Below are 22,699 nucleotides of genomic sequence, written 5' to 3' on the forward strand. Positions count from 1 at the left end.
GTCAGGTCATGTGAACGTCTCTCAAAGCTACTTTGTCATTATAACGAAAATTTGGCGAAACCAAAAATAATCATGATTGGAAGTTTACAAGGTACACTCGCTGTGACGATTCGACAGGAGCTCATCACTGAAAGGTCCCTTGAAAAAAGGCGTCATCTCAAATAAATGAGCCAATCAACAAACCGTATTAATGCTGAAATGATTCTCAAAAACAGCAATCTGAACTGTAAAAATTTGTGATATACTCAACTCAACTATCTTAAGCAGGAGTCTTCTTATGAAAATTGCGATTTTGGAAGATCAAACACAGCACTTGAATCACCTCACCACACTTTTGACAGAGGCTGCCCATCTGCGCCAGCAATCCCTTGTCTTAGAAACCTTTGACAGCGGCGAAAGTTTCCTCTTTGCAGTGCCGGATGCGAATTTTCAACTGGCATTTATGGATATCCAACTGGCAGGGGCGTTAGATGGCATGGCGGTTGCAAAAAAACTGCGGGCACAGGGTAATCCCCTCCCCTTAGCTTTTGTCAGCAATTATGACGATTATGTTTTTGACGGTTACGATGTGGGCGCAGTGGCTTATATCATGAAACCGGTGACATTGAAAAAAATCCTGCAAGTCCTGGACAAAATCGAAGCCCAACAGTCGCCACCGGTGCTTTTGATCAATGTTGAACGGGAAACCTTAAAGATTCCTCAATTTGACATTCTCTTTTTGCAGGTCGCCGGGCACACCCTTTTTTTACAGACACAGGAAAAGCGCTATATTCTGACTGCCAATCTTAACCAATTTGAAGAAGAACTGACTGCTGATTTTTTAAAGATCAACCGGGGAACAATCATTAACCTCAGTCAGGTGGCAGCCTTCAACGGCAGTGACGTCACTCTTTCCAACGGAGATAAACTTCCTGTTAGCCGGACACGCAAAAAATTGCTGAAAGAAATGCTTTTGAAGCATTATCGAGGCCTAGCCAATGACTGACTGGTTGTTATTAATACTGGCACTAGCCCTTTACGATATACTACTGCGGGGACGGCGCGGCTTGTGGCTGGTTGGGCTAGCCCTTTTGCAGCTCGCCTTCTCTTGGCTGTTCCCGATTCCTTCAGCAGCCTTTACGCCTTGGCTCGTCTGGGGAGTTTTGCTAGTGTATTTTTTCCAACGATTCAAAGACATGCGGCTACCGGTAGTTTATTGCCTCTTACAGCTGATTATCGGCTGCCTTTCGTGGCTGACCAGCGCCTCTTCACCACTATTTTCTAAATTATTTGATTCTCCTTGGGCGTTGTATCTCTTTTTTATCGGCTATTTTATTTTAACCGCGGGGCGTCAGTTACATCTGCGGGGGCGATTCCTTTGTGGCCTGCTACTGGCTTGTCTAACAGTACTCTATGCCCAGAGTACGCCGTCTATGAGTTGGCTTCCGTTAATTGCTGCCTTTTTGTGCTGTTGTTTGTGTTTGGAGCTAGTCCGTTATCTTTTTGCTGAAACGGATCTGGTTTTTGCCCGTTCATTAGATCAAATCATGGCCAATTACGTGCAAGAGATCGACCAACTTTACGAAAATGTCCGCGGTTGGCGCCACGATTATCACAACCACTTGCAGAGTTTAAAAACAACGGTCGCCGAAGATCGCAAAACAGAAACACTGGCTTATTTGGAAGATTTAGAAAAACACCTAGAAGTAATTGAACAGATTGTCAAATCCGGCAATACGATGATGGACGCAGTGGTGAATTCAAAGCTGACTATCGCCCAACAACAGGATATTCCCATCAATGCCAAAGTTTTTGTCGGCACCCAGCCTCTGATCAACGACGTGGATATGGTAGTCATCTTAGGTAATATTTTAGACAATGCCATCGAAGCCAATCTAGAGATTTCTGATCCTCGACAACGGCTGCTGCGGGTATACATTTCTATTTTAAAGCAACAGCTGTACATCGTAGTTACCAATGCCCGCCCTGAAAATCAAGAAATCAAACCCGACTACGCCAGTACCAAAAATGACAAACGTGGGCTGGGAATTCGCCGCATCAATGCCCTTGTAGACAAGTATGATGGCCTTTTGAACCGCCAATACGAAGACGGATTCTTCGTCACAGAAATTCTTTTGCCTCTGACGACGATTACGGAAAATAACTGACTATGATGTTTTCTTTTTAAAGATGAGGTCACAAAATCTTCTGACTTATTCCCTTATTAAAAAGGAGGCTTACTTATGATTGATGCGTTTAATCCACTTTGTTTGAAAATTGAAAAACATATTGGAGAATCTCCTGATAAGCTTCTGCGATTATGGCAAGACCTATATATGACTAACTATCCTGAACTCTTTATAAAATTGACCACTGACTATACTGATAATGACATGGATTGGCAGGAGTATGGGCAAAAAGAAGTATTTCCTGTTTTTAAACAAAACTTTTCTAAAATGCAGATTGCTCACACCAATCTGCTCAACTCTTTATCCATCATCCACCAGCGTGCAGAGAGTCTCTTTAAACTCTCCTTACCACTTGAATACGTAATTTACAGCGGCTTACTAAACAGTGCAGGTTGGGCAGATAATTATAACGATTCGCCAGCTATTCTTTTCGGAGTCGATAAGATTGCGCAATTGAATTGGCATTCTAAAACCGACATCGAAACCCTTGTCGCACATGAAATTACCCATTGCATCCATTTTTATTTACGTAGTTCGCACCAATTGACCGCTGACGAGCCTAAGAATCCTTATGAATCAGGCTTATGGCGTTTATACACCGAAGGATTTGCTCAGTATGGGCAATCAATGATCCTCTCTGAACAAGTCGAAACTCGAGGTACTGATTGGCTAGACTGTTGCCGCGATAATTTTTCTCAACTCAAACGGCTCTACCGGATAGCTTTAACAGATTCAAAATTCAGTGTCCAGAATTTTTATGGTGATTGGTATGAAGTGCTCGACATTTCAGATGCCGGTTATTATCTAGGACAGCGTTTGATCGAGGAATCAGTCAAGCAGGACTCCCTTTACAATATAGCGCTCTGGCCTCCTGAAACGATTCGGATAAAAATCGAGGAATTTCTAGCTTAATTTAGCTGGCTCAAAAAAACTGAACAAGAATGTAAAGCGGCAGCCGATAATTGATTATTCGCTACCGCTTTTTCATTTCATATAAGCTGCGTACAAGAGTACTTGGTATCCTACTAATCAAGATTTTTTCCTCAACGTCTAGTTTGTTTTGATTTTGTTCAAGATCCCCCTTTCGCAACAATAATCACCCCTATTCCACGACTTTAGCTAAATGCCCTTCACGCAGAAAAAAAGACCTTTCAGGAACGAAATCCTATCACTTGCCAGCTTTTCGCTATGATAAACTCAGACTAAGAGAAATGAGGGAAGTAAAATGGAAACAACGGCGAAAACGGAACAAAGCCCTGTTGGAATGACGAAAAAAACATATAGTTTCCGACAGAATTTTCTTTGGTATTTCAGTTATGTAAAATTGTGGGAACCGAAACTTTTCAGCGTGATGCTCATTGGGGTTCTTTTCCAAACGGTTGGTAACCTGTTAAGTGTTTTGATGCCGGCTGTAATTATTGATTATCTGGTTATTGGCAAGCCTTTGGGACAACTGCTACTGCTGATTACCGGAATGGTAGCTGGCACTAGCTTGTGTAATTACATCAGTACGGGAGTCATGAACCGCAACTTTACTCGCAGAATCGCAGTCCGGCTTCGTTTCCAAGAACCATTGGCAGAAGATATCCTGTTCATGCCCTACGATTATGTTATTCAAAAAAAAGTACGGGAACGTTATCAGACTGCGATGATCAGCGCGTTAAATAATAATAACAAAGCCGGAGAAGCTTTTTATCTCCACACGATGGAGATCATCCGCACATTGCTGAGTTTACTTTTATTCGGTGTAACGATTTCTTTTTTCTCCCCGCTGGTCTTTTTGTTGGTACTCTTCATGGGGGCACTCAATTATTTCGTATTAAATCGTGTCAAAACCAAACGGGAGCAGTTGCGACAAAAATACGGCGACGTTGGCCAGCAAAAAGAATATGTCTCTCGTAATGCCTACCAAGTAGAAAATGGCAAAGATTTGCGTCTGTACCACATGTCCACCTGGTTTGAACAAATCATCGATACTTATAAAACACAGGAAACAAAATTGAACACTCAAGGTACACGATTTGACCTTATTACCGGCAGCACCCAGACCGTGACTTTCTTTATCCAGAACATTTTCAGCATTCTTTATCTAATTTGGGGTATCACCAACCGTTTGTTTTCACTTCCTCAGTTCACGCTTTATCTAGGGATTGTAAATCAGTTTGCTACCTTGATACAAAACCTCAATCAGGAAATCTATGATCTGCAAAATGCTTCCAGTGAACTCAATGACCTGCGCTACTGGATGGATTTTTCTAAAAGTGCTCGCAGCCAAGAAGATACCCGGCCATTGCCGGATTTAACACAAGGAGTGACTTTTTCTTTTGAGCATGTCAGCTACCGCTATCCCGATGCCGCAAATGACAGCCTCACCGATTTGAATCTGACCATTGCAGCCGGCGAAAAATTAGCGCTGGTGGGTAGTAATGGTGCTGGTAAAACAACACTAGTGAAGCTCATTGCTGGCATCTTACAGCCTACCAAGGGGCGGATTTTGTTGAATGGCGTCGACATCCAAAACATTGACAAAAAGACCTATTACGCGCTGATTGCACCTGTCTTTCAAGAAGCGCTGGTTTACGCTATGACAGTTGGTGAAAATATTGCTGTTGCCCACGACCTTGATGAGGCCCGGGTTTGGCAAGCACTAAAAAAAGCTGGACTGGCAGACAAGATCCGTGCTTTGCCTCAAGGATTGGCAACTCAGCTGACTCGTGAGGTACATCTTGACGGTGTTGAACTGTCGGGAGGAGAAACTCAGAAGTTGATGTTAGCTCGAGCATTATATAAACAAGCAGAGTTCTTAATTTTAGATGAACCCACCGCAGCTTTAGATGCCTTAGCAGAAAACGAAATGTATCAGGGCTTTGCGACACTGGTTCACCAGAAGACGGCCCTCTTTATCTCCCATCGGCTGGCCTCCACTCGTTTTTGCGACCGGATCATCTTTTTAGAAAAGGGCCGCATAGTCGAGACTGGCACTCACCATGAACTGATGCAACAGCAGGGGCCTTATGCTGCCATGTATGCGATTCAAAGCCAATACTACAAGGAGGATGCTAACAATGAACGATTTGCTGTCTAAATACAAAAACGTATTCCAACTTATCCATACACAGCGCCCGGGACTATTACTCTATGCTTTTTTCTTCTCGCTGATGAATGTGGCTCTTCCTTATTTAATTCTTTTGATGACCACGGTTGCTTTGAATGGTCTTTTAGCAGGTAATACCTTTTTGCAGCTGACTTTCAAAATACTGCTTTTAGGCGGCATCACCTTGATCTGCCAAATTGCTCAGAAGTTCTTTGAAAAAAAGCGGGACGACGCCTATGATGAGTTCAATCTTAATTTGGAAAAAGCCACTACCCTAAAGCTGCTTACCATCAGCTATTTTCAATTACAAGATCCGCAAATGCGGGCAGCTTATCAAAAAGCCAAAGAAGGCACCAACTACAGCGGCGGCTTTAATCAATTTATCCGCAGCGTACTAGAAGATCTATTAAATGCGGTTATCGCGTTGATTGTCGGCGTCGGCGCAGTCACTGCACTGCTTTCGGCAAAAGGGCATCAAGCGTTACCTCAACCTTGGGAGTTTTTCGTCAACGACTGGGGATTTGTACTGGTAATCTTCTTCTGTGTGGTTACTCCAATCTTTTGCAATTTGATTTTGGCCAAGAAGAAAAATGAGTTGGAAAAGGGGATGTTTGACTTTTTTACATTTGTTAATCGCCAGTTTAATTATATCTTCAACGTTATCTTCGATTATCAAAATGGACCGGCATTGCGCCTGTATAACGGGAACCAGCTGATGTTTCATGAGATGGTCAAGCAAGATGATCTTTTCTTGGAACGCAGTTTGAAAGAAGACCAAAAACGCTCCAATCTAACAGACGGCGGCAGTGCATTGATTAGTTTATTGCTGATTCCCATTTTTCTATTGGTGGCTATGAAAGGTTATGTGGGAGCCATCGCCATCGGTTCGATTTTCCTATACACCGGGTATTTCACTCAGTTGGTAGCCACGTTGAACACAGCCTTTATGGCACTGCCAAAGGGCAACATGCTATTAGGATTTTTGGATTTCTACTTTGACTTTCTCGCATTGGATCCACAGGAAAATGGTTCGCTACCGGTGGAAAAACGCAATGACAATGAATACGAAATTGAGTTTCATCACGTCAGCTTCAAATACCCCGGTTCAGAAGAATACGTGCTCAAGGACTTGAATTTGAAGCTGACTATCGGGCAGCGCACGGCAATCGTAGGCAGAAACGGCTCCGGTAAGACCACCTTTATCAAACTGTTGTGTCGCCTGTATCCGGTGACCCAAGGCCGGATTACGTTAAACGGCATCGAAATCGACAAATACGATTTGAAGGAATATCAAGATATCCTGGCTGTCGTTTTTCAAGATTTCAAACTCTTCGCTTTCAGCGTGGCAGAAAATGTAGCGGCCAATCGTCATTTTGATACCAAACGAGTAACAGATGCTTTGTATATTGCTGGTGTCAAAGAGCGGGTGGCAACGATGCCTGCGGGAATTGACAGCATCCTCTACAAAGACTTGAATGACCAAGGAGTGGAAATTTCCGGTGGCGAAGCCCAGAAGATTGCTATCGCTCGTGCTTGGTACAAGGATGCTCCTTTTGTGATTTTAGACGAGCCCACCAGTGCACTGGATCCTTTTTCCGAGTATGAAATCTATCGCCGCTTTGACGATTTGGTACAAGACAAGACCTCTATCTACATCTCGCACCGGATGTCTTCTGCTCGTTTCAGTGACCGAATTGTAGTCTTTGAAGGCGGACGGGTCCAACAAGATGCCAATCATGAAACCCTTATACAACAGCCTGGTCTGTATCAAGAGCTCTTTAACGCTCAAGCACAGTATTATGTAGAAGATTTAACTGACGAACAGCTGGCGACACTATTCTCTTAAATCAAAAGCTTTCTCGCTATGGCTGTTGCAGCTGTTCGGGAGAGCTTTTTATTCTATAGGAGGGCTGCATTTATCAGTGAAGCTCAACAAATATTCTCAGATGAGTCCGCAGATCTCAGCGCTATTTTCACCGACAATTAAAAAAAGGCAGCTCTACTCTCAACAATAATCACTGGCACCATTGCAGCGTAGCAAAATCTTTGTAGAATCCCAGCGGCTGTTAGATAATGAAGAAGACAATAACCGTCGCCCAAAGACACAGGCAGATGTAGCAACTATCTATGCACTCTGCTCTACCTTGTTTTTCGGTGACAGAAAGAGGCACAGCAGATGACAGAATTGTTGAAGCAGGATTTTTATGACTATGTAAATGGAGACTGGCTCAAAATGGCTGAGATTCCGGCAGACAAGCCAGCGACAGGTGGTTTCCAAGATTTAGTCGACGATATCGACAAATTATTGATGGCAGAATTCGATCATTTCGCCCAACATCCCGAAGCAATCCCGGCTGGTCGTATGGAAGATGCTATCGCTTATTACCGATTGGCAAATGATTATGAAATGAGAGACAAGTTGGGCGTTGCGCCTGTCAAACCTTTGTTAGCAAAAGTTGCCGCGCTTAACACCATCGACGATTTGAATGGTCAATTGGCCGACTGGGTTCTAGAAGGGCTACCGCTTCCTTTTAGTGTGGATGTGGATCAGGACATGAAAAACAGCAAGTTCAACACGTTTTTCGCCGGCCCCGCAGGAACTATTCTGCCGGACAAAACCTATTATAAAGCAGATCATCCCCAAGGTCCTCAGCTGTTGGAAGTCTTTGCTGATATGACACAGCAGGTTTTAGTCAAAATGGACTATTCTACTGACGAGGCGGCTCAAATCGTTGCCGATGCACTGGCTTTTGATGCCTTAATCGTACCTCACGTTCGCAGTTCCGAAGAAAATGCAGATTACAGCAAAAACTACAATCCCCGCAGCTTTGGTGAATTCACTGCCTACTCCAGTCACTTCACACTTGGGAAAATGACAGAAGAATTGGTTGGGACCCAGCCGCAAAAAATTATCGTCACTGAACCGGAATACTTTAAATCACTGGATCAAATTGCCAATCCGGAAAACTTTCAGCTGATGAAAAACTGGATGCTGATCCAAGTCGCCTTGTCCTTTACCGGTTATCTCAGCGAAGAGTTGCGCCAGCTGGGGGGGACTTACAGTCGACACATTTCCGGCGTGACGGAAGCCAAGCCTCAGAAAAAAGCGGCCTTCTATTTGGCAAATGGACGTTTCAGTCAAGTTGTAGGTGTCTACTATGGCCACAAATACTTCGGTGAAAAGGCCAAAGCCGATGTTGAACACATGGTGAAAACGATGCTGGGTATCTATCAAGAGCGCCTGGAAAACAATACATGGCTGTCCTACGAGACGCGACAAAAAGCAATTGTCAAACTGAATACACTAGGAATTCATGTCGGTTATCCAGAAACAATCCCCGCTTATTACGATAAATTCCGCACAAAAACCAAAGAAGCCGGTGGCACACTGGTAGAAAATGCAGTGGCCTTTGCTCGAATCGTCCGCGAAGACAACTTCAGCAAATACGGACAGGAAAAAGATCGTAATGAATGGGAAATGAGCGCTGCTACCGTCAATGCTTACTACCATCCCTTCTTGAATGTCATCGTCTTTCCCGCTGCTATTTTGCAAGCACCTTTTTACAGCTTGGAGCAATCTGCTAGTGCCAACTACGGCGGAATTGGTGCAGTCATCGCTCATGAGATTTCTCATGCCTTTGACAATAACGGCGCCAAATTTGACGAGTTCGGCAATATGAACAATTGGTGGACTGCCCACGACCTGGAACGGTTTGATGAGCTGTCAAAAGCGATGATTGCTGAATTTGACGGCATCGAATTCGCCGGTGGCAAAGTGAACGGCACCTTGACAGTTTCAGAAAATATCGCCGATGCCGGTGGACTGAGCTGTGCCTTGGAAGCAGCCAAAAAAGAGGCGGATGTTTCACTGGAAGACTTCTTCACCAACTGGGCCAAAATCTGGCGCACCAAAGCTCGTGAACAATATCAACAGCTGCTGCTCTCTGTTGATGTTCACGCACCAGCCAAATTACGGGCCAACGTCCAGGTCAAAAACATCGACGACTTTTACACCACCTTTGGAATTGAAGCAGGAGACGGCATGTATTTAGCACCGGAAAAACGGGTACACATCTGGTAATAAAACTAAAACCAGTGACACAGAAGCGGAGAAATTGCGAATGATCAATCATTTAGACTTGAAAGTTGCCGACCTGAGTGCAAGCAGTCGGTTTTATGAGAAAGTATTGGCTCCACTAGGCTACGTAGTAAAAATGCACTCCCCAACCGTCATTAGTTTTTCTGATGGCCGTTCTTCTGACCCAATGGGAGACTTGTATTTGAGCCAAGGTATTCCGAATCCTTTTCATTTTGCCTTTCAAGCTGAAACCAAAGAAATGGTGCAAGCTTTTTATGAGGTTGGTTTACAAAGTGGTGGCACAGATAACGGGGCACCCGGCTATCGTGACTACCATCCTTTCTACTATGCCGCCTTTTTGATTGATCCAGACGGTTATCGTATCGAAGCAGTCACCCACACACTCTAAGAGCCAAATTCAAACCTAAACTGTTACAACAAGATCCTAAGCGAGATAACGTACTAAAGCGCTGATTCAATCAATACTTCAAAAGAAAATTTCAAGAGAATCAAAAAAGACCATGTGGGCCTAAAACTCGCCCCGCATGGTCTTTTAAATTTGCCTCAGTTTACCGGGTTTACTTCTCCAGCAAGCTGCTGCCTAATTTTTATCCAAAAAGTCTTTCAATCACAAAATTTCTGCCCCCAACGTGCCTGCAAAATGTCCCAAAGCCCATTCGTGTCCCACCGGATCAAAGCTGGCTACTGCATCTTTGTAGACATGGATTTTGTAGCCCAGGTTATAGGCATCGACAGCCGTGTGCAGGACACAAATATCGGTACAAACGCCAGTCAGATAAAGATCAGTAATGCCTCGCTCCCGCAAGCGGATGTCTAAATCCGTACCGCTAAACGCTGAGTAATGGCGCTTGTCAAACCAATAGACATTTTCTTGTGCGTTATGGGCTGCATACAAATCAGCCAAGCTGCCAAAAAGCTGCCGTCCGTCAGTTCCGATGACATTATGCGGGGGAAACAGTTTATTTTCCGGGTGAAAACGGTCAGTCGGATCGTGCGCATCAATGGCAAAAACGACAAATTCCCCGGCGTCGATAAATTCTTTTGTGACAGCAACTAGTTTTTCTTCGATGGCCTGACCGGCTGCTCCTGTCGTTAGCTTACCGTCATCAGCCACGAAGTCATTGGTGTAGTCGATGGAGATTAGTGCTTTCATTGAATCATCCTCCTGAAGTCTGCCGTCCAACGCAAGCTGTTAGCGGCTTATTTTACTCAGTATAACAAGATTCACAGCGGATTTCGACTCTTCTTACTTCTTACTCTGACAAAGAAGTCAACAACCTTACAAATCTGTTCGCCGGGTTGCGACTTTAGTCTGATGAATCTCTTTGCCACTCCGTTAGAATAAAGACAACAAGAAAACAACCGGAAAATACAGCTCAGCTGACCTTGGAAACAGACTAACAGGAACCTGTCCAAAGCCGGCCGACTGCCACGGTAGACAAGGAGAAAAGGAAAATGGATAATTGGTTTAATCACGTTGGAAATGTCTTCTTTGATGCATTTTGTCCCATGATGTCCGCTTCTTTTGCGGTCTTGGCAGATTTCGTCAGCCACTTGTTCTAGCCATTATTTTACTTATCATACGAAGAAAAGCGCCGGATCAACAGATTCGGCGCTTTTTTTGGCATATTTACATGAGGTGTCACCTAAAAGCCAGATGGAAAATTTGCTTTTGCCAATTGGACGCTATACTAGGTTTCTTACGAATTGCAAGACCATTTCTGCTGAGCGCTTGCCAGCTTCGTCGATAAATTCATCAAAGGTCATGGCAGCGTCGTGATCTGCCGTATCGCTGATAGCTCGAACCACCAGAAAAGGAATTTCAAACAAATAGGCTGTCTGGGCTACTGCTGCGCCCTCCATCTCATTGGCTAAGGCATCGGGAAAATGGCGCTTTATCTCAGCAACTTTTTGAGGATCATTGACAAAGGTATCGCCGGTGACGATTAAACCTTTACGAACATGATGCTCCGTAGCTTCTGCCGCTTTTGTCATTTCCGCTATCAAATACTTGCTGGCATCAAAATACAGAGGCATTCCTGCTGGCAGCTGTCCGAATTTGTAGCCAAAGCCTGTGACATCCACATCAAAATAGGCTAGCTTTTCGGAAACCACGATATCCCCTACTTGCAGTCCTTCACCAATCCCACCGGCAGATCCCGTGTTGATTACCATATTGACCCCATAACGCTGGATCAGCAAGCTGGTGATGGTGCTGGCAGCTACTTTGCCAATCCCAGAACGCACTAAAATCACTTCATGGCGACCGATTCCGCCAGAAACAAACAATGCTCCCGCCCGCTCCCAAGAGACTGGATTTTCGATTTGTTCTTTCAAAATTTTGATTTCTTGATCCATCGCACCAATGATTCCGATTTTCATGATCTCATAACCTCCAATTAAGTTGTCGCAAACAGCTTTAGCCTTACCTACTGCTCATCGATATAACCTGGCATCCGTTGCTTCCACTATTTAGCTATTTATAAGAAGAACGTTGCCAACATGACGACTACAATCAATAGTGAGACGATGATGATTGCTCCTACTAAAAAGCCATTCAATTCTCGAGATTTTTGGTTTTCAACAGTACGAGATTTCTTCAACGGTTTGTTTTTCTTCTTTTCTTTGCGATAAAAATTATTGATCTTCTTTTCTTCTCTGTGAAATTCTTTTTGAGTCTCTTTGTCGGTGATTGCCTGTGTCGGGACTGCCTGACGACGGGAGATATGGAACGTCTTTCCTTGTTTTTCTTCCTGACGTACGGAGCGGTTCGGCTCGGGGCGGAACTTTTCTTTTGATCCATCCTCTTGCTCGCGACGTTCCCGCAGTGTCTGACGAGTAATCAGCGGCTTTTTACTCATAGCCGCCACTTCCTTTAGCTGCTTCTTGTAGTTCCCAATATTGGATGGCATACAATGACTTGGCGTCACAGATGGTACCTTCAACAATCGCAGCTTTTGCTTCCTCCAGAGTCAGTTCATAGACTTCAAGGACCTCATCGTCATCCATGGCCCGCGGGTTTTCAACTTTCTCCATATCATGGGCACGATAGACATGGAGCATCTCATTGGCAAAGCCTGGCGAAAGGTACATAGAAGCTAAGTGTTCCATTCGCTGCGGCCGATAACCAGTTTCTTCTTCTAATTCCCGGGCACCGGTAATTTCCGGATGACTGCCTTCTCCTGGATCAATCTTACCAGCAGGAATCTCCAAAATGACTTTTTCCAGTGGTTTACGAAACTGACGGACAAACAACATTTTGCTTTTCGGTGTGATAGCGACGATTCCAACACCACCAGGATGAAAGACTAATTCTCTTTTGGCAGTCCCACCATTTGGTAAAGACACATCGTCCAATACGACATCGATGATTTTGCCATGGAAGATCTCTTTTCGGCTGATGGTTTTTTCTTCGAAATTTTCAAAAGAAAGCATTGCACTCCCACTTTCGTTTTCGTTATTCTATCTGTAGCAGACAGTTTTTGCCGGCTGCATTTTCTGCGTGAAAAATACCCTTTCATACTTGCAGAAAAACAGATGCTTTTCCTGTAAGTATACACGTTTTTACCGGCCTCTGCCGTTAATTTTAACATAAGAAACCTTATGTTTTTCCTAAATTGAAAAAATCAACCCTTAGTCTGATTTTTTTTGTTATGGCTGCGTGATAGAATGATTTTGTAGTCAACAAGGGTTGTAAATATCCAGCTTCGCCAATATATGCGGGAAAGTTTTCCGCCTGCTGAAAATACAGCAAACAATCAGGAGGATATCAAAATGAAAAAATTCATCCTATACTCACTCATTGGCATCCCAGTGTTCTTTGTCTTGCTGGTGATTCTTTCCGGTTCTACCGACGTGCTGCCTTTTATTTTGGTGATTGCCGGCATTGTCTTGGTCTGGTTGGGACTGAAGGGGTCTGCGCCCAAAAAAGTTTTTGCTCAAAAACCCATACCAGTTATGAGTAAAGAAAAGGAAACTCATTACCTTGAGGCTGGCATGACCCAAAGCGAGATTGAATTTTTCCGAGACACGATGAGCCAGACGAAAGATCAAATCCAGAAGCTCCAAAACAATATCAATAAAAATGCTAAATTGAAAGCCATTGATTTGCGTCATGACACATTGCGGGCTTCTAAAGCACTGTTTAAAGAATTGGTGAAAGATCCGCAAAAACTTCATTGTGCCAATCACTTCCTCTACACGCACCTGCCAAATATGGTCGATTTAACAGACAAGTTCATCGAAATCAACGACCATGAGATTAAGAGTCGAGAAACTTATGAAAAGATCGAAGAAAGTTCTCAGATTATCGACCAGATGGCTTCCTTAATTGCACAGGATTATCAACAGTTCGTTGCTGATGATTTTGAGGACATGGATATTGAGCTTTCGATTGCCAAACAGAGTTTAAAACGGGATAATGTAAATAGTACAACGGTGGAAAAAATCTAGCCAACCGGCTAGATTTTTTTCGAATCAGCTTATTTCCGAGGCGCAGGTACACGCCTTTTTTGCAAGAAGAATAGATGACTACAGTCTCAGCTGTCTTCGTCTGATTAGAGATTAGACTATTGGAGGAATGAAAATGACGGAAAACAACAACTTGCCGCAACAGCCGGTACAAAATGTCGATTCTACTTTGGAGGATCTGTTAAACAGTCCCTTCACTACCCCGGTGGGTTCCTTGACCGAAACTCAGAAAACGGAAATCAACGCTTTACAAGAACAACAAAAAGCGGACCGTCTGGTAGATAAATTGCCACCGGAACGACAAGCCCAAGCCAAAGAACTGGCGGATAAAATCGACGCGACGGATCAACAAGGAGTTATCACTTACGGTGCCGTTGCGCAACAAAAGCTTGGTGAGTTCTCACAATCCATGCTTAACCACGTCCAAGCTAATGATATTGGCCCAGTAGGAGATAGCTTGACTGAGCTGATGTATCGTCTAAACGAAGCGAATCCTGATGATTTGCGAGCTGGCGAAGGCAATCTTTTCAAGCGTATGTTTGGCAAAGTCAAACAGTCCATTTACGAAATCACAGCCAAATACCAAAAAATTGGGGCTCAAATTGACAAGATTGCTGTTAAGTTAGACAAGGAAAAAGACGGGCTGTTAAAAGACAACTTGATGCTGGAACAGCTCTATCATAAAAACAAAGATTATTTTGATGCCTTGAATATCTACATTGCAGCCGGTGAATTGAAAGCCGAAGAATTAAAAACAGTCACCATTCCTGAAGCGATGGCCAAAGCTCAAGCTTCCGGCGATCAGATGGATGTCCAAATCGTCAATGACTACAATCAATTTCTAGACCGCTTGGACAAGCGTACCCACGACCTGCGCTTAGCTCGTCAGATTACCATTCAACAAGCACCACAGATTCGCCTGATCCAAAATACCAACCAAGCTTTAGCCGAAAAGATCCAGGCTTCTATCAACACAGCGATTCCTTTGTGGAAAAATCAGGTTGTTATCGCACTGACTCTTTTGCGTCAAAAAGATGCGGTTACCGCGCAACGACAAGTCTCCGAAACTACTAATGACTTGCTGAAAAAGAACTCAGAAATGTTGAAAGTTTCCGCCATCGAAACCGCCAAAGAAAACGAGCGGGGGATCGTGGACATCGAAACTTTGCAGAAGACTCAAAACGACTTGGTGGAAACCATCCAAGAAACCTTGCGAATTCAACAAGAAGGCAAAGAAAAACGCCGCGCTGCCGAGATCGAACTGGGCACGATGGAAGAAGACCTCAAAAACAAATTGCTGGAGCTTACTTCCGGCAACGGAAAATAAATCCCATACAAAGACCACTTGCACACACTGTATCCCCAAAAAGTTAGACCAAAATCTAACTTTTTGGGTCACTATACATGCGGCAAGTGGTTTTTTTTAGGCTTCTTTTAGGCTTTTTTTCGCGCAAAACAACAATCGCTTCAAGGCAAACCCACAGCCGACTGCTTACGGCAATACCTTTCCCACCGGAAAAACACGCCGAAAGACTTTACGAACAGCAGGCCCCGCAATCAGCAGTTGAAAAGGCAAGGCCATCACTAAATTTTTCGGGATATTGGCAAGCCAAATCGGCGGTAATTCCTGCCAGTTATCACCAGCTAGCACCGCTTCCAGTGCGCCGTACAAAGACATGATAATGACCATTGGCAGAACCATGCAGGTAGACACCGCTACGACCTTTTTTAGATTGCTGTGCCAGGGTTTAATCAAGTATTTGAATGCAACAGCTTTAGCCGGACCGGAAACGATGAACCAGTCAAAACACATAGCCACCATAAATCCCAATGGAAAACCCAGCCAGGCCTTTTGCAAAACTGATAATGACCACACTTTCTCCTTCAAGGCGATATTGTAAAAACTCATCCATAGAACCATCACTGCACACATCAATACTGTATAAATGATACTTTCTCTTTTGTTATGGGGCATTTTTTTCTCCTTTGTTGGAAAAGCTGTCAGATAAAAGCCTGAGGGGTAAAACGAGACTTTTAGGCAATTACGAAACCAATTTTTTGCCCGTTCACGCAAAAAAGCAGCGGTGGCCGGCGAGTAACTCGTTACGACCTCCACTGCTGTGTACATCTTCACTGCGTTTTCCAGATATTCTTTTCTCATTCACCTTAGCAGATTTTTGGCAGCTTCGTAAGTTTTTTTTAGAAAAATTTCACAGTCAGTCAGCTCCACCAATTGTCTGAATATTTCGTCAAATCCGCTCCCGTTTTCTGAGGAAGTCTGCTACTATTTAGTTAAAGACTAGGTAAAGATGCCATCACTATTTAACAGGAGGAATTCATTATGACGGTGCTATCATTTGAAAAAATCTCATTAACAAGAGGCGGCCACCCGCTCCTCAAAGAAATCGACTGGCACATCACTAAGGGAGAAGACTGGGGAATTCTCGGTCTAAACGGTGCCGGCAAAACATTGATGCTACAGATGATTGCCGGCAATTTATGGCCGACATCCGGCCGGCTCACGGTCTTGGGTGAAGTCTTCGGACAAGCAAATATCCCTGACCTGACCAAGCGCATCGGTTGGGTCTCCAATGTCTTACAAAATAAATTGTATCAGCAGGATACAGCAGAACTGATTGTCCTCTCCGGTAAGTTTGCTTCTATCGGTATCTGGCGTACTTACGAACCGGAAGAATTAGCCGCCGCCAAGGAACTGTTGGTCTCATTAGGAGCGGAAAATCTGTTGGGAAAACCTTATCAAGTCTTATCCCAAGGAGAAAAGCAACTCGTCTTAATCGCCCGGGCTTTAATGGGCTACCCGGAGCTCTTGATTTTAGACGAGCCTTGTAACGGCCTAGATCTATTTGCCCGAGAATACCTGCTGCAACGAATCCGAAAAATCAAAGAACAGCCTGTCGCCCCTACTGTTTTATTTGTCACTCACCACACCGAAGAGATTCTTCCTTTTGTCAGTCACGTCCTGATGCTCAAAAATGGTGAAATCTTTCGGCAAGGAACAAGAAAGCAGCTGATGACACCAGAATGCTTGTCTGCCTTTTATGAACAACCAATTAAAATTGCCCCTTACAGTGACGAACGTTTTATCGTTTATCCTGGAGACCTATAAGCACTTTAGCTATCTGTTTCCTACAGCAGGCAAAGTTCAAAGTAGTCGCAAATACTACAATTGTTTGCTTCTTCACCGAAAAACCAGAAATGCTTACTTGTAGCTGTCGCTTTACCCCACATCTGCAAGCGAGCAAGCCTGGTTTGACAAGGATGCAAGCAACAATTGCCCCCGTTTTTAGGTATTGCAACAATTGACTGCTTGTTTCTTCAGCAGAACTTTGCTATTTTTGAAAACAGGAGGTGCATTATGTTAGCAGAAGTTATCCGGAAACGTCGCGTCGATCTCGGGCTAACTCAGCAGGACATTGCTACTGAGTTAAACGTCACTCGACAAGCGGTCTCCAGTTGGGAAAACAATAAAACCTATCCTGACATTCCGACATTGATCGCATTGTCAGAGTATTATGGGCTCTCTTTGGATTAGATGCTAAAAGAAGATACAGCTTATATAGAAAAAATGAAAACCGATGCAAAAGATCTGCAATACCTCAAGAAAAAACTATATGTGGGTCTGCTGCCTTTTTTGATCATGCTGAGTTTACTCCTTTTATTGCAACTAACCGCATCCGATCAGAAAACACAACTTTGGCAACTGCTCTTTTTATTTACCAGAATTGGTATCTTGAGCTATTGTCTTTGGGTGGGTTGGACATTGAGACAGTTGGGTCGTTTGAATCAACGCACATTGCTGGGTTTGGCCTTACTGATTGTTGGCCTGTTGCTGCGCTTTTTAGAACCAATTTTCCTGCTGCCCTACAGTGGCATCCTTTGTTGGAGTTTACAGCTTCTTGCCTTGCTGTTCATATGCACCGGGGCCTCAAGAAAACAACACAGCATTCAATAAAAAAACACCTGCAAAAGCGACGTCTCTTTTTAGAAAGAGGGCCGCTTTTGCAGGTGTTTCTATTTTTTATTCAGTTCACTATTGCGGTAGCCGTAAAAGACGTAAATCAAGGTGCCGATGACTACTGTAATGCCAAAGACCAGCCAGGTTATCGGCTTCAGGCGAGTCATTAAAAAGATACAACTGACTACTGATAAGATTGGCAAAAGGGGCACCAATGGCACTTTGAATTCCCCTTTTTTTGGAGGGCCCATTTGCTTACGGAGCTTCAGCAAGCCTAGTCCCATCAGCGCCAAGTAAGATAGTGCCACGATATTGGTTAGTTCCGCTAAGATCTGTAGCGGAAAAGCTGCCGCAAAAAACAAGGCGAAGGCACCGGCTACCCAAGTTGCTTTTTTGGGGGTCCGATGTTTTGGATCAATCTCTTGCATGAATTTCGGCAAAAGTCCGTCTTTACTGATCGCGTAAAGTAACCGCGCTAGAGAATACATCATGGAGATGGTCACCGTCAACAGCGTTAAAATCGCTCCAATGGCGATGACTGAGCCAATGAAATTATGTCCGACATAACGCATGGCAAATGCGACCGGATCGCTGATATTTAGCTTGTCGAAGGGCACAATTCCCGACAAAATTAAGGTTACGACAATGTAGAGGATGGTAGCGATAGCGATTGAACCGATAATTCCTCGGGGAACATCTCGCTGCGGATTTTTGACTTCCTCGGCAGCCATGGCTACGGCATCAAAGCCCAAAAAGGCAAAAAATACCAACGCTGCACCATCGAAGACCCCCTTTGCACCAAAAGGCATAAAAGGTTGCCAGTTGCTGGGCTTCACAAAGAAGATTCCCACTAGGATAAACAATGCGATAATCCCAAATTTAACCCAAACCATCGCGTTGTTCAGGCGCAGCGCCTTTTTGGCTTCCTGGGTGACCCAGACAGTCACAAAGATTACCACCAAGCCAGCAATCAAATCAATGTAAGTACCGCGAGCCGGATCATAGCCTGCTGTCAAAGCAGTCGGCAGATGGATACCAATACTATTGAGAAATCCCTGAAGATACCCTGACCAGCCGGAAGCTACGGAAGAAACGGCCAGCATGAATTCACACAACAAAAACCAACCGGCATACCAAGCCACGACTTCCCCGAAGACTACATATAAATAGGAATAAGGGCCTCCCAATATCGGCACCCGCGAAGCAAATTCAGCAAAGCACAGTCCTGACAATACCACCACAAAGGCGGCCACCACAAAAGAAAGCGACAACGCCGGTCCGGCATAAACAGCGGTGGCCTGACCAGTGATCACAAAAATCCCCGTCCCAATAATCGCACCGATCCCCAACATAATCAGATCTTTCAGGGTCAGCGTCCGCTTCATTCCCCCGCGCTCTTCAACATCAAACGTTTTTTTACGAAACAGATCCATATTCTTCCCCTTACTCACCAGCAGCTTTTATACTGCCATTCTTTTAATAATTATATACTCTTCATATATCCTAAAAGAATACCACCGCCGATGACAAAAAGGCAACCTAAAACAACATAAACCAGTTCTTTTTTCGTCTTGCGTTCCCCTAATAAGAAGATGCCTCCCAAAGTGGAAATAATGATCCCCATCTGTGACAAAGAGAAGCTGACTGCCAATCCTAATGATTGAATTCCCATCAGCATGCAGACATTTCCCAGTCCCCACAATAAACCAGTTGCGTTATTTTTTAAAACGTAGCGGTCATAGCGAATATCCCCTAGAGTAAATAAGAACGCCCCAGCTACCATTCCCACACTTTGAGGCAAGATGACCGCTGCTGGATCCAAGTCAGCCCAAGTCAAAATAATCGTGTAGGCGCCATAGCCCAGCGTAGAAATCAGCAGTGCCCGAAATCCTTTGCCGAAATCAAACATTTTTTGTCCCGCCGGCAATAACTTTTCCCGATCAAGATCTTGACGTGACGTATAATAAGAACCAATCATCAAGAGAGCCAAAGCAAGTCCTCCCAACAAAAAATCGCCGCTTTTACGCCACTCACCGAACAATACAGCACCGGCGATTGTATTCAAAATCAACTGCATTCCAGTTGATACCGGCAGTGCCACTGAGATGCCCATGTGATGCATCCCCTGAAACTGGCCTTTTTGCCCAATACTCCAAAAAACACCCGACAAAAAGCCAAAAAGAACTGTGGCTAACGTCATCGTCGGCTGCAATACAAAAAATACCACGATAGAAAAGAAAAACGCCCCAATGGTCATACCCAGCGTCTGTTGGTTCGGCGAGCCGCCCATCTTGCCGCTAACCAGCGCCGTGCTGCCCCAAGCAAACATTGGGACTAAAGCTATCAATAATTCCACAACAAAACTCTCCTTTTATTACGATCCTAATCGTTTTAATCACTGTGCAGCAAAAACGGCACTTCGCTAGTCTACCAGTGAAACCGTCTTCCTCTCAAGAAAAACTTTCAACTTATTTCAGAAACATCAAAAACTTTTCATGTAAATGAAGGGCTGTCCTATTTGGAGGAAGCTTACGTGTGTCTTAGCACCCCGTGTTGGCTAAATAGATAAAAAAAGACTTCTGCATCCCTCGATAGCTTTCTTTAGCTAGTTGTAAGTCCCATTTTCTCGATGACTATGTGCCTTTGCCAGGTGCTATTAGCTGTTAGGTGCATGTCATTTTGGACTAAGTTCTATTTGATAGGTAAGGATAGCGTTATCACTTGTCCATGATATACTATTTGTACGCGTGGATATTCGAGTGAATCGAAGTAAGGTAGTTCTAGAGCTTGAAACTAGCCCAGCTCACGGTGTGAATTGATAGGGTTAGAATTCAACTTGTGACCACCAAGATATATCCGGAATAAGATGATTTTCCGAAAGCAGCAGATAGGTTCACTAAAAATCCCGAGCAAGTATTAAAGAAGTATTATGGTTATAATTTGGGGAGAAAAATGTTATGAAAAGTGTCTATTTTGTTCGTCACTCAATAAGAGACTTTACTAATCGTGAAGAGCGACTAGCTCCATTAACCAGTGAGGGGCTTATGTTAGCAAGACGTCTACAACCATTTTTTGCGGATAAAAAAATTTCGAATATCTATAGTAGTCCTTATCTCAGAGCCGTACAGACCATAGAACCCACTGCAGAATGGTTAGGGAAAACGGTCATTATCGAAGATGATCTCAGAGAAAGAGCTGTTGGTAAATGGTGCGACAATTTTTCAGAGTTTTCTACTAATCAGTGGAATGACTTTAATTTTAAACTAGCTAATGGCGAGTCCTTAAATGAGGTACAACAACGCATTCTGCCGATTTACAATGAAATCATCAAAAAAAATGAAGCGAACATTATTATCAGTGGACATGGCACAGCATTATCTGCTCTATTTAATGAACTATTAGACGGTAAATTTGGTTTAGCAGAATTTAACAAAATGAAGATGCCTGATATTTATTGTGCAGAATATAAATTTGATTCTCTTACAAAATTCGAACATATTGAGAGGCCATTCTGACAGCTGAAATATCAAGAAAGGAATCAAAATAGGTATAGCTTATTTTGCAAGTGTTATAAGTAATCTCGGATCACTTTAAGATTTGTTGAATTGGACTCTTCTTGAGCACTTTGTAAGAACACAACTTTCTTAACTTATAATTACTCACATACAGACTATCAGCAGTCGAAAGTTTCTGTCGGATGAACATTCTAAAATGCTTAAAAAATTTGATTCAGCAATAAAAAAACAGGTCATATCTGACCTGTTTTTTATTGACTGTTGATATCGAAATACATTTCTGCATCCCTCGAAAGCTTTGCAGAAGTCTGATATTCCATAAAATAAGATTTACTTTTTATCTTGGTAATAAGCCAGGTACGGAAAATACAGCTGCATTTGGGTACCTACACCCGTAGCTGATTTAGCGGTCAACTGTAGCCCTAGTTGGTGAGCCAAGTTGCGAGCCAGATACAAGCCTAAACCGGTGGAATGCATCTCAGAATAGCGGCCGTTCTGACCGGTAAAGCCCTTGTCGAAGATTCTTCGCAAGTCTTCTGCAGGAATTCCGATTCCAGTATCAGCGATAGTCAGGGCCACTCCTTTGACTTTCTTTTCGATAGTGATAGTGACCTTGCCATTTTCCGGCGTATACTTGATGGCATTACTCAGCAATTGTTGCAAAATAAACCCCAGCCACTTGCCATCAGTAAGGACATTTTGATCTTCTCCCACTACTTCATACCGAATATTTCGCTGGATGAAATAATTGGCATTGCTGCGAATGATTGGCAAAATCACTTCTTTCAGCGATGTGTCGCGAATCAGATAATCCTTGGAGAAGTTGTCCAAACGCGAATAATACAATACCTGCTCCACATAGCCATCAATCTTCCCCAATTCATTTTCTAGCATCATGTACTTGTCATCGGGAATATCAAATTCCATCGAGCGCAGTAGCAGTTGAGAAGCCGCTAACGGTACTTTGATCTCGTGAACCCAGGAATCGATGTAATCTTTTTGTTCCTCTTGCCCTGCCACGATTTCTTGCATCATGCTTTGATGCTCGCGAATGACTTGGTTGATAAACGTCTGTTGCAGTTCTTCTTCGTCGCTGCGAGCACCAGTAAGGTAATTTTGCATCGCGCTCTGATCGGCTTTCAGCTCCAACTTCTGCCACCAGATGCGCTTAGAAAAATAATTGTACACCAACATGATGACTAATAGGACGCCTTCCATCAAAGCCAGATAACCGACTGTTCCCCAATCCAGCCCAATCCCAGGAGATAGCCACAGCACAAAAGCGGTCAATAGAACAAATACTACCCAACCCACCAGCACCAGTTTTCGATCTTTCAGATAGCGCCAAAAGGACATCTTTACCCCCGCCTTTTATTT

21 protein-coding genes are annotated in these 22,699 nt (G+C 43.7%); 13 read left to right on the forward strand and 8 right to left on the reverse strand.

The window, feature by feature from the left end:
• The first annotated feature begins 277 nt into the window (after positions 1-277).
• From BAU14_RS04980 to BAU14_RS05010, 7 genes are all read left to right on the forward strand, one after another.
• The gene (locus BAU14_RS04980; protein WP_161898989.1) at positions 278-985 is read left to right on the forward strand and encodes a LytR/AlgR family response regulator transcription factor; all 708 of its coding nucleotides are present in this window, start codon (positions 278-280) and stop codon (positions 983-985) included.
• Positions 978-2,147 (forward strand): sensor histidine kinase, encoded by a 1,170-nt coding sequence (locus BAU14_RS14345; RefSeq protein WP_237580414.1) that lies wholly within the window; start codon positions 978-980, stop codon positions 2,145-2,147. Before BAU14_RS04980 ends, BAU14_RS14345 begins: the two co-directional genes overlap by 8 nt.
• 75 nt (positions 2,148-2,222) lie before the next feature.
• Entirely contained in the window at positions 2,223-3,080 is an 858-nt protein-coding gene (locus BAU14_RS04990; protein ID WP_161898990.1) for a hypothetical protein, read from the forward strand.
• A 313-nt stretch (positions 3,081-3,393) separates the two neighbouring features.
• Complete coding sequence (locus BAU14_RS04995) at positions 3,394-5,253, forward strand: ABC transporter ATP-binding protein (RefSeq protein ID WP_161898991.1); 1,860 nt, start codon at positions 3,394-3,396, stop codon at positions 5,251-5,253.
• Positions 5,234-7,108, forward strand: coding sequence for an ABC transporter ATP-binding protein (locus BAU14_RS05000; protein WP_161898992.1), 1,875 nt, complete (start codon positions 5,234-5,236; stop codon positions 7,106-7,108). The genes BAU14_RS04995 and BAU14_RS05000 overlap by 20 nt, the downstream gene beginning before the upstream one ends.
• A gap of 330 nt (positions 7,109-7,438) precedes the next feature.
• The gene (locus tag BAU14_RS05005; RefSeq protein ID WP_161898993.1) at positions 7,439-9,343 is read left to right on the forward strand and encodes a M13 family metallopeptidase; all 1,905 of its coding nucleotides are present in this window, start codon (positions 7,439-7,441) and stop codon (positions 9,341-9,343) included.
• 40 nt (positions 9,344-9,383) lie between these two features.
• Positions 9,384-9,749 (forward strand): VOC family protein, encoded by a 366-nt coding sequence (locus tag BAU14_RS05010; RefSeq protein WP_161898994.1) that lies wholly within the window; start codon positions 9,384-9,386, stop codon positions 9,747-9,749.
• A gap of 219 nt (positions 9,750-9,968) precedes the next feature.
• Here BAU14_RS05010 and BAU14_RS05015 read toward each other — a convergent pair whose 3' ends face one another.
• From BAU14_RS05015 to BAU14_RS05030, 4 genes are all read right to left on the reverse strand, one after another.
• Positions 9,969-10,514, reverse strand: a complete 546-nt coding sequence (locus tag BAU14_RS05015) for a cysteine hydrolase family protein (RefSeq protein ID WP_161898995.1) — start codon at positions 10,512-10,514, stop codon at positions 9,969-9,971.
• A 533-nt stretch (positions 10,515-11,047) separates the two neighbouring features.
• Positions 11,048-11,743: a 5'-methylthioadenosine/adenosylhomocysteine nucleosidase gene (locus BAU14_RS05020; RefSeq protein WP_161898996.1), complete on the reverse strand. Its 696-nt coding sequence runs from the start codon at positions 11,741-11,743 to the stop codon at positions 11,048-11,050.
• 98 nt (positions 11,744-11,841) lie between these two features.
• Positions 11,842-12,222, reverse strand: coding sequence for a cell wall synthase accessory phosphoprotein MacP (gene macP / locus BAU14_RS05025; RefSeq protein WP_161898997.1), 381 nt, complete (start codon positions 12,220-12,222; stop codon positions 11,842-11,844).
• Complete coding sequence (locus BAU14_RS05030) at positions 12,215-12,796, reverse strand: NUDIX hydrolase (RefSeq protein ID WP_161898998.1); 582 nt, start codon at positions 12,794-12,796, stop codon at positions 12,215-12,217. Before BAU14_RS05030 ends, macP begins: the two co-directional genes overlap by 8 nt.
• A 339-nt stretch (positions 12,797-13,135) precedes the next feature.
• Between BAU14_RS05030 and BAU14_RS05035 the strand changes: the two genes are divergently transcribed.
• Both BAU14_RS05035 and BAU14_RS05040 read left to right on the forward strand, forming a co-directional pair.
• The gene (locus BAU14_RS05035) at positions 13,136-13,813 is read left to right on the forward strand and encodes a 5-bromo-4-chloroindolyl phosphate hydrolysis family protein (RefSeq protein ID WP_161898999.1); all 678 of its coding nucleotides are present in this window, start codon (positions 13,136-13,138) and stop codon (positions 13,811-13,813) included.
• Between the two features lie 133 nt (positions 13,814-13,946).
• A complete protein-coding gene (locus tag BAU14_RS05040; protein ID WP_161899000.1) occupies positions 13,947-15,158 on the forward strand; it encodes a toxic anion resistance protein in 1,212 nt (403 codons plus the stop codon).
• Between the two features lie 165 nt (positions 15,159-15,323).
• On the opposite strand, the gene BAU14_RS05045 is transcribed toward BAU14_RS05040, so the two are convergent.
• Positions 15,324-15,806 carry a DUF2798 domain-containing protein gene (locus BAU14_RS05045; RefSeq protein WP_161899001.1) on the reverse strand — a complete coding sequence of 161 codons (483 nt, stop codon included), beginning with the start codon at positions 15,804-15,806 and terminating at the stop codon, positions 15,324-15,326.
• Between the two features lie 366 nt (positions 15,807-16,172).
• Here BAU14_RS05045 and BAU14_RS05050 point away from each other — a divergent pair, with 366 nt between their 5' ends.
• The 3 genes from BAU14_RS05050 (at position 16,173) to BAU14_RS05055 (ending at position 17,804) form a co-directional block, all read left to right on the forward strand.
• A complete protein-coding gene (locus tag BAU14_RS05050; RefSeq protein ID WP_161899002.1) occupies positions 16,173-16,958 on the forward strand; it encodes an ABC transporter ATP-binding protein in 786 nt (261 codons plus the stop codon).
• A 249-nt stretch (positions 16,959-17,207) separates the two neighbouring features.
• On the forward strand, positions 17,208-17,384 hold the full coding sequence (locus tag BAU14_RS14350; protein ID WP_237580415.1) for a helix-turn-helix transcriptional regulator: 177 nt from the start codon (positions 17,208-17,210) through the stop codon (positions 17,382-17,384).
• Positions 17,385-17,804 (forward strand): hypothetical protein, encoded by a 420-nt coding sequence (locus BAU14_RS05055; protein WP_237580416.1) that lies wholly within the window; start codon positions 17,385-17,387, stop codon positions 17,802-17,804. It abuts the gene before it with no gap.
• Positions 17,805-17,863: 59 nt separating this feature from the next.
• Here BAU14_RS05055 and BAU14_RS05060 read toward each other — a convergent pair whose 3' ends face one another.
• Together BAU14_RS05060 and BAU14_RS05065 are read right to left on the reverse strand one after the other, a co-directional pair.
• Complete coding sequence (locus tag BAU14_RS05060) at positions 17,864-19,240, reverse strand: amino acid permease (RefSeq protein ID WP_161899003.1); 1,377 nt, start codon at positions 19,238-19,240, stop codon at positions 17,864-17,866.
• Positions 19,241-19,290: 50 nt separating this feature from the next.
• Positions 19,291-20,163 carry a GRP family sugar transporter gene (locus BAU14_RS05065; RefSeq protein ID WP_161899004.1) on the reverse strand — a complete coding sequence of 291 codons (873 nt, stop codon included), beginning with the start codon at positions 20,161-20,163 and terminating at the stop codon, positions 19,291-19,293.
• 601 nt (positions 20,164-20,764) lie between these two features.
• On the opposite strand from BAU14_RS05065, the gene BAU14_RS05070 reads away from it, so the two are divergent.
• The gene (locus tag BAU14_RS05070; RefSeq protein ID WP_161899005.1) at positions 20,765-21,322 is read left to right on the forward strand and encodes a histidine phosphatase family protein; all 558 of its coding nucleotides are present in this window, start codon (positions 20,765-20,767) and stop codon (positions 21,320-21,322) included.
• Positions 21,323-21,652: 330 nt separating this feature from the next.
• On the opposite strand, the gene sapS is transcribed toward BAU14_RS05070, so the two are convergent.
• The gene (sapS, locus tag BAU14_RS05075) at positions 21,653-22,678 is read right to left on the reverse strand and encodes a two-component system sensor histidine kinase SapS (protein WP_161899006.1); all 1,026 of its coding nucleotides are present in this window, start codon (positions 22,676-22,678) and stop codon (positions 21,653-21,655) included.
• Positions 22,679-22,699 lie beyond the last annotated feature (21 nt).

The sequence above is a fragment of the Candidatus Enterococcus leclercqii genome, from assembly GCF_009933135.1.
GTDB classification, from domain to species: domain Bacteria; phylum Bacillota; class Bacilli; order Lactobacillales; family Enterococcaceae; genus Enterococcus_C; species Enterococcus_C leclercqii.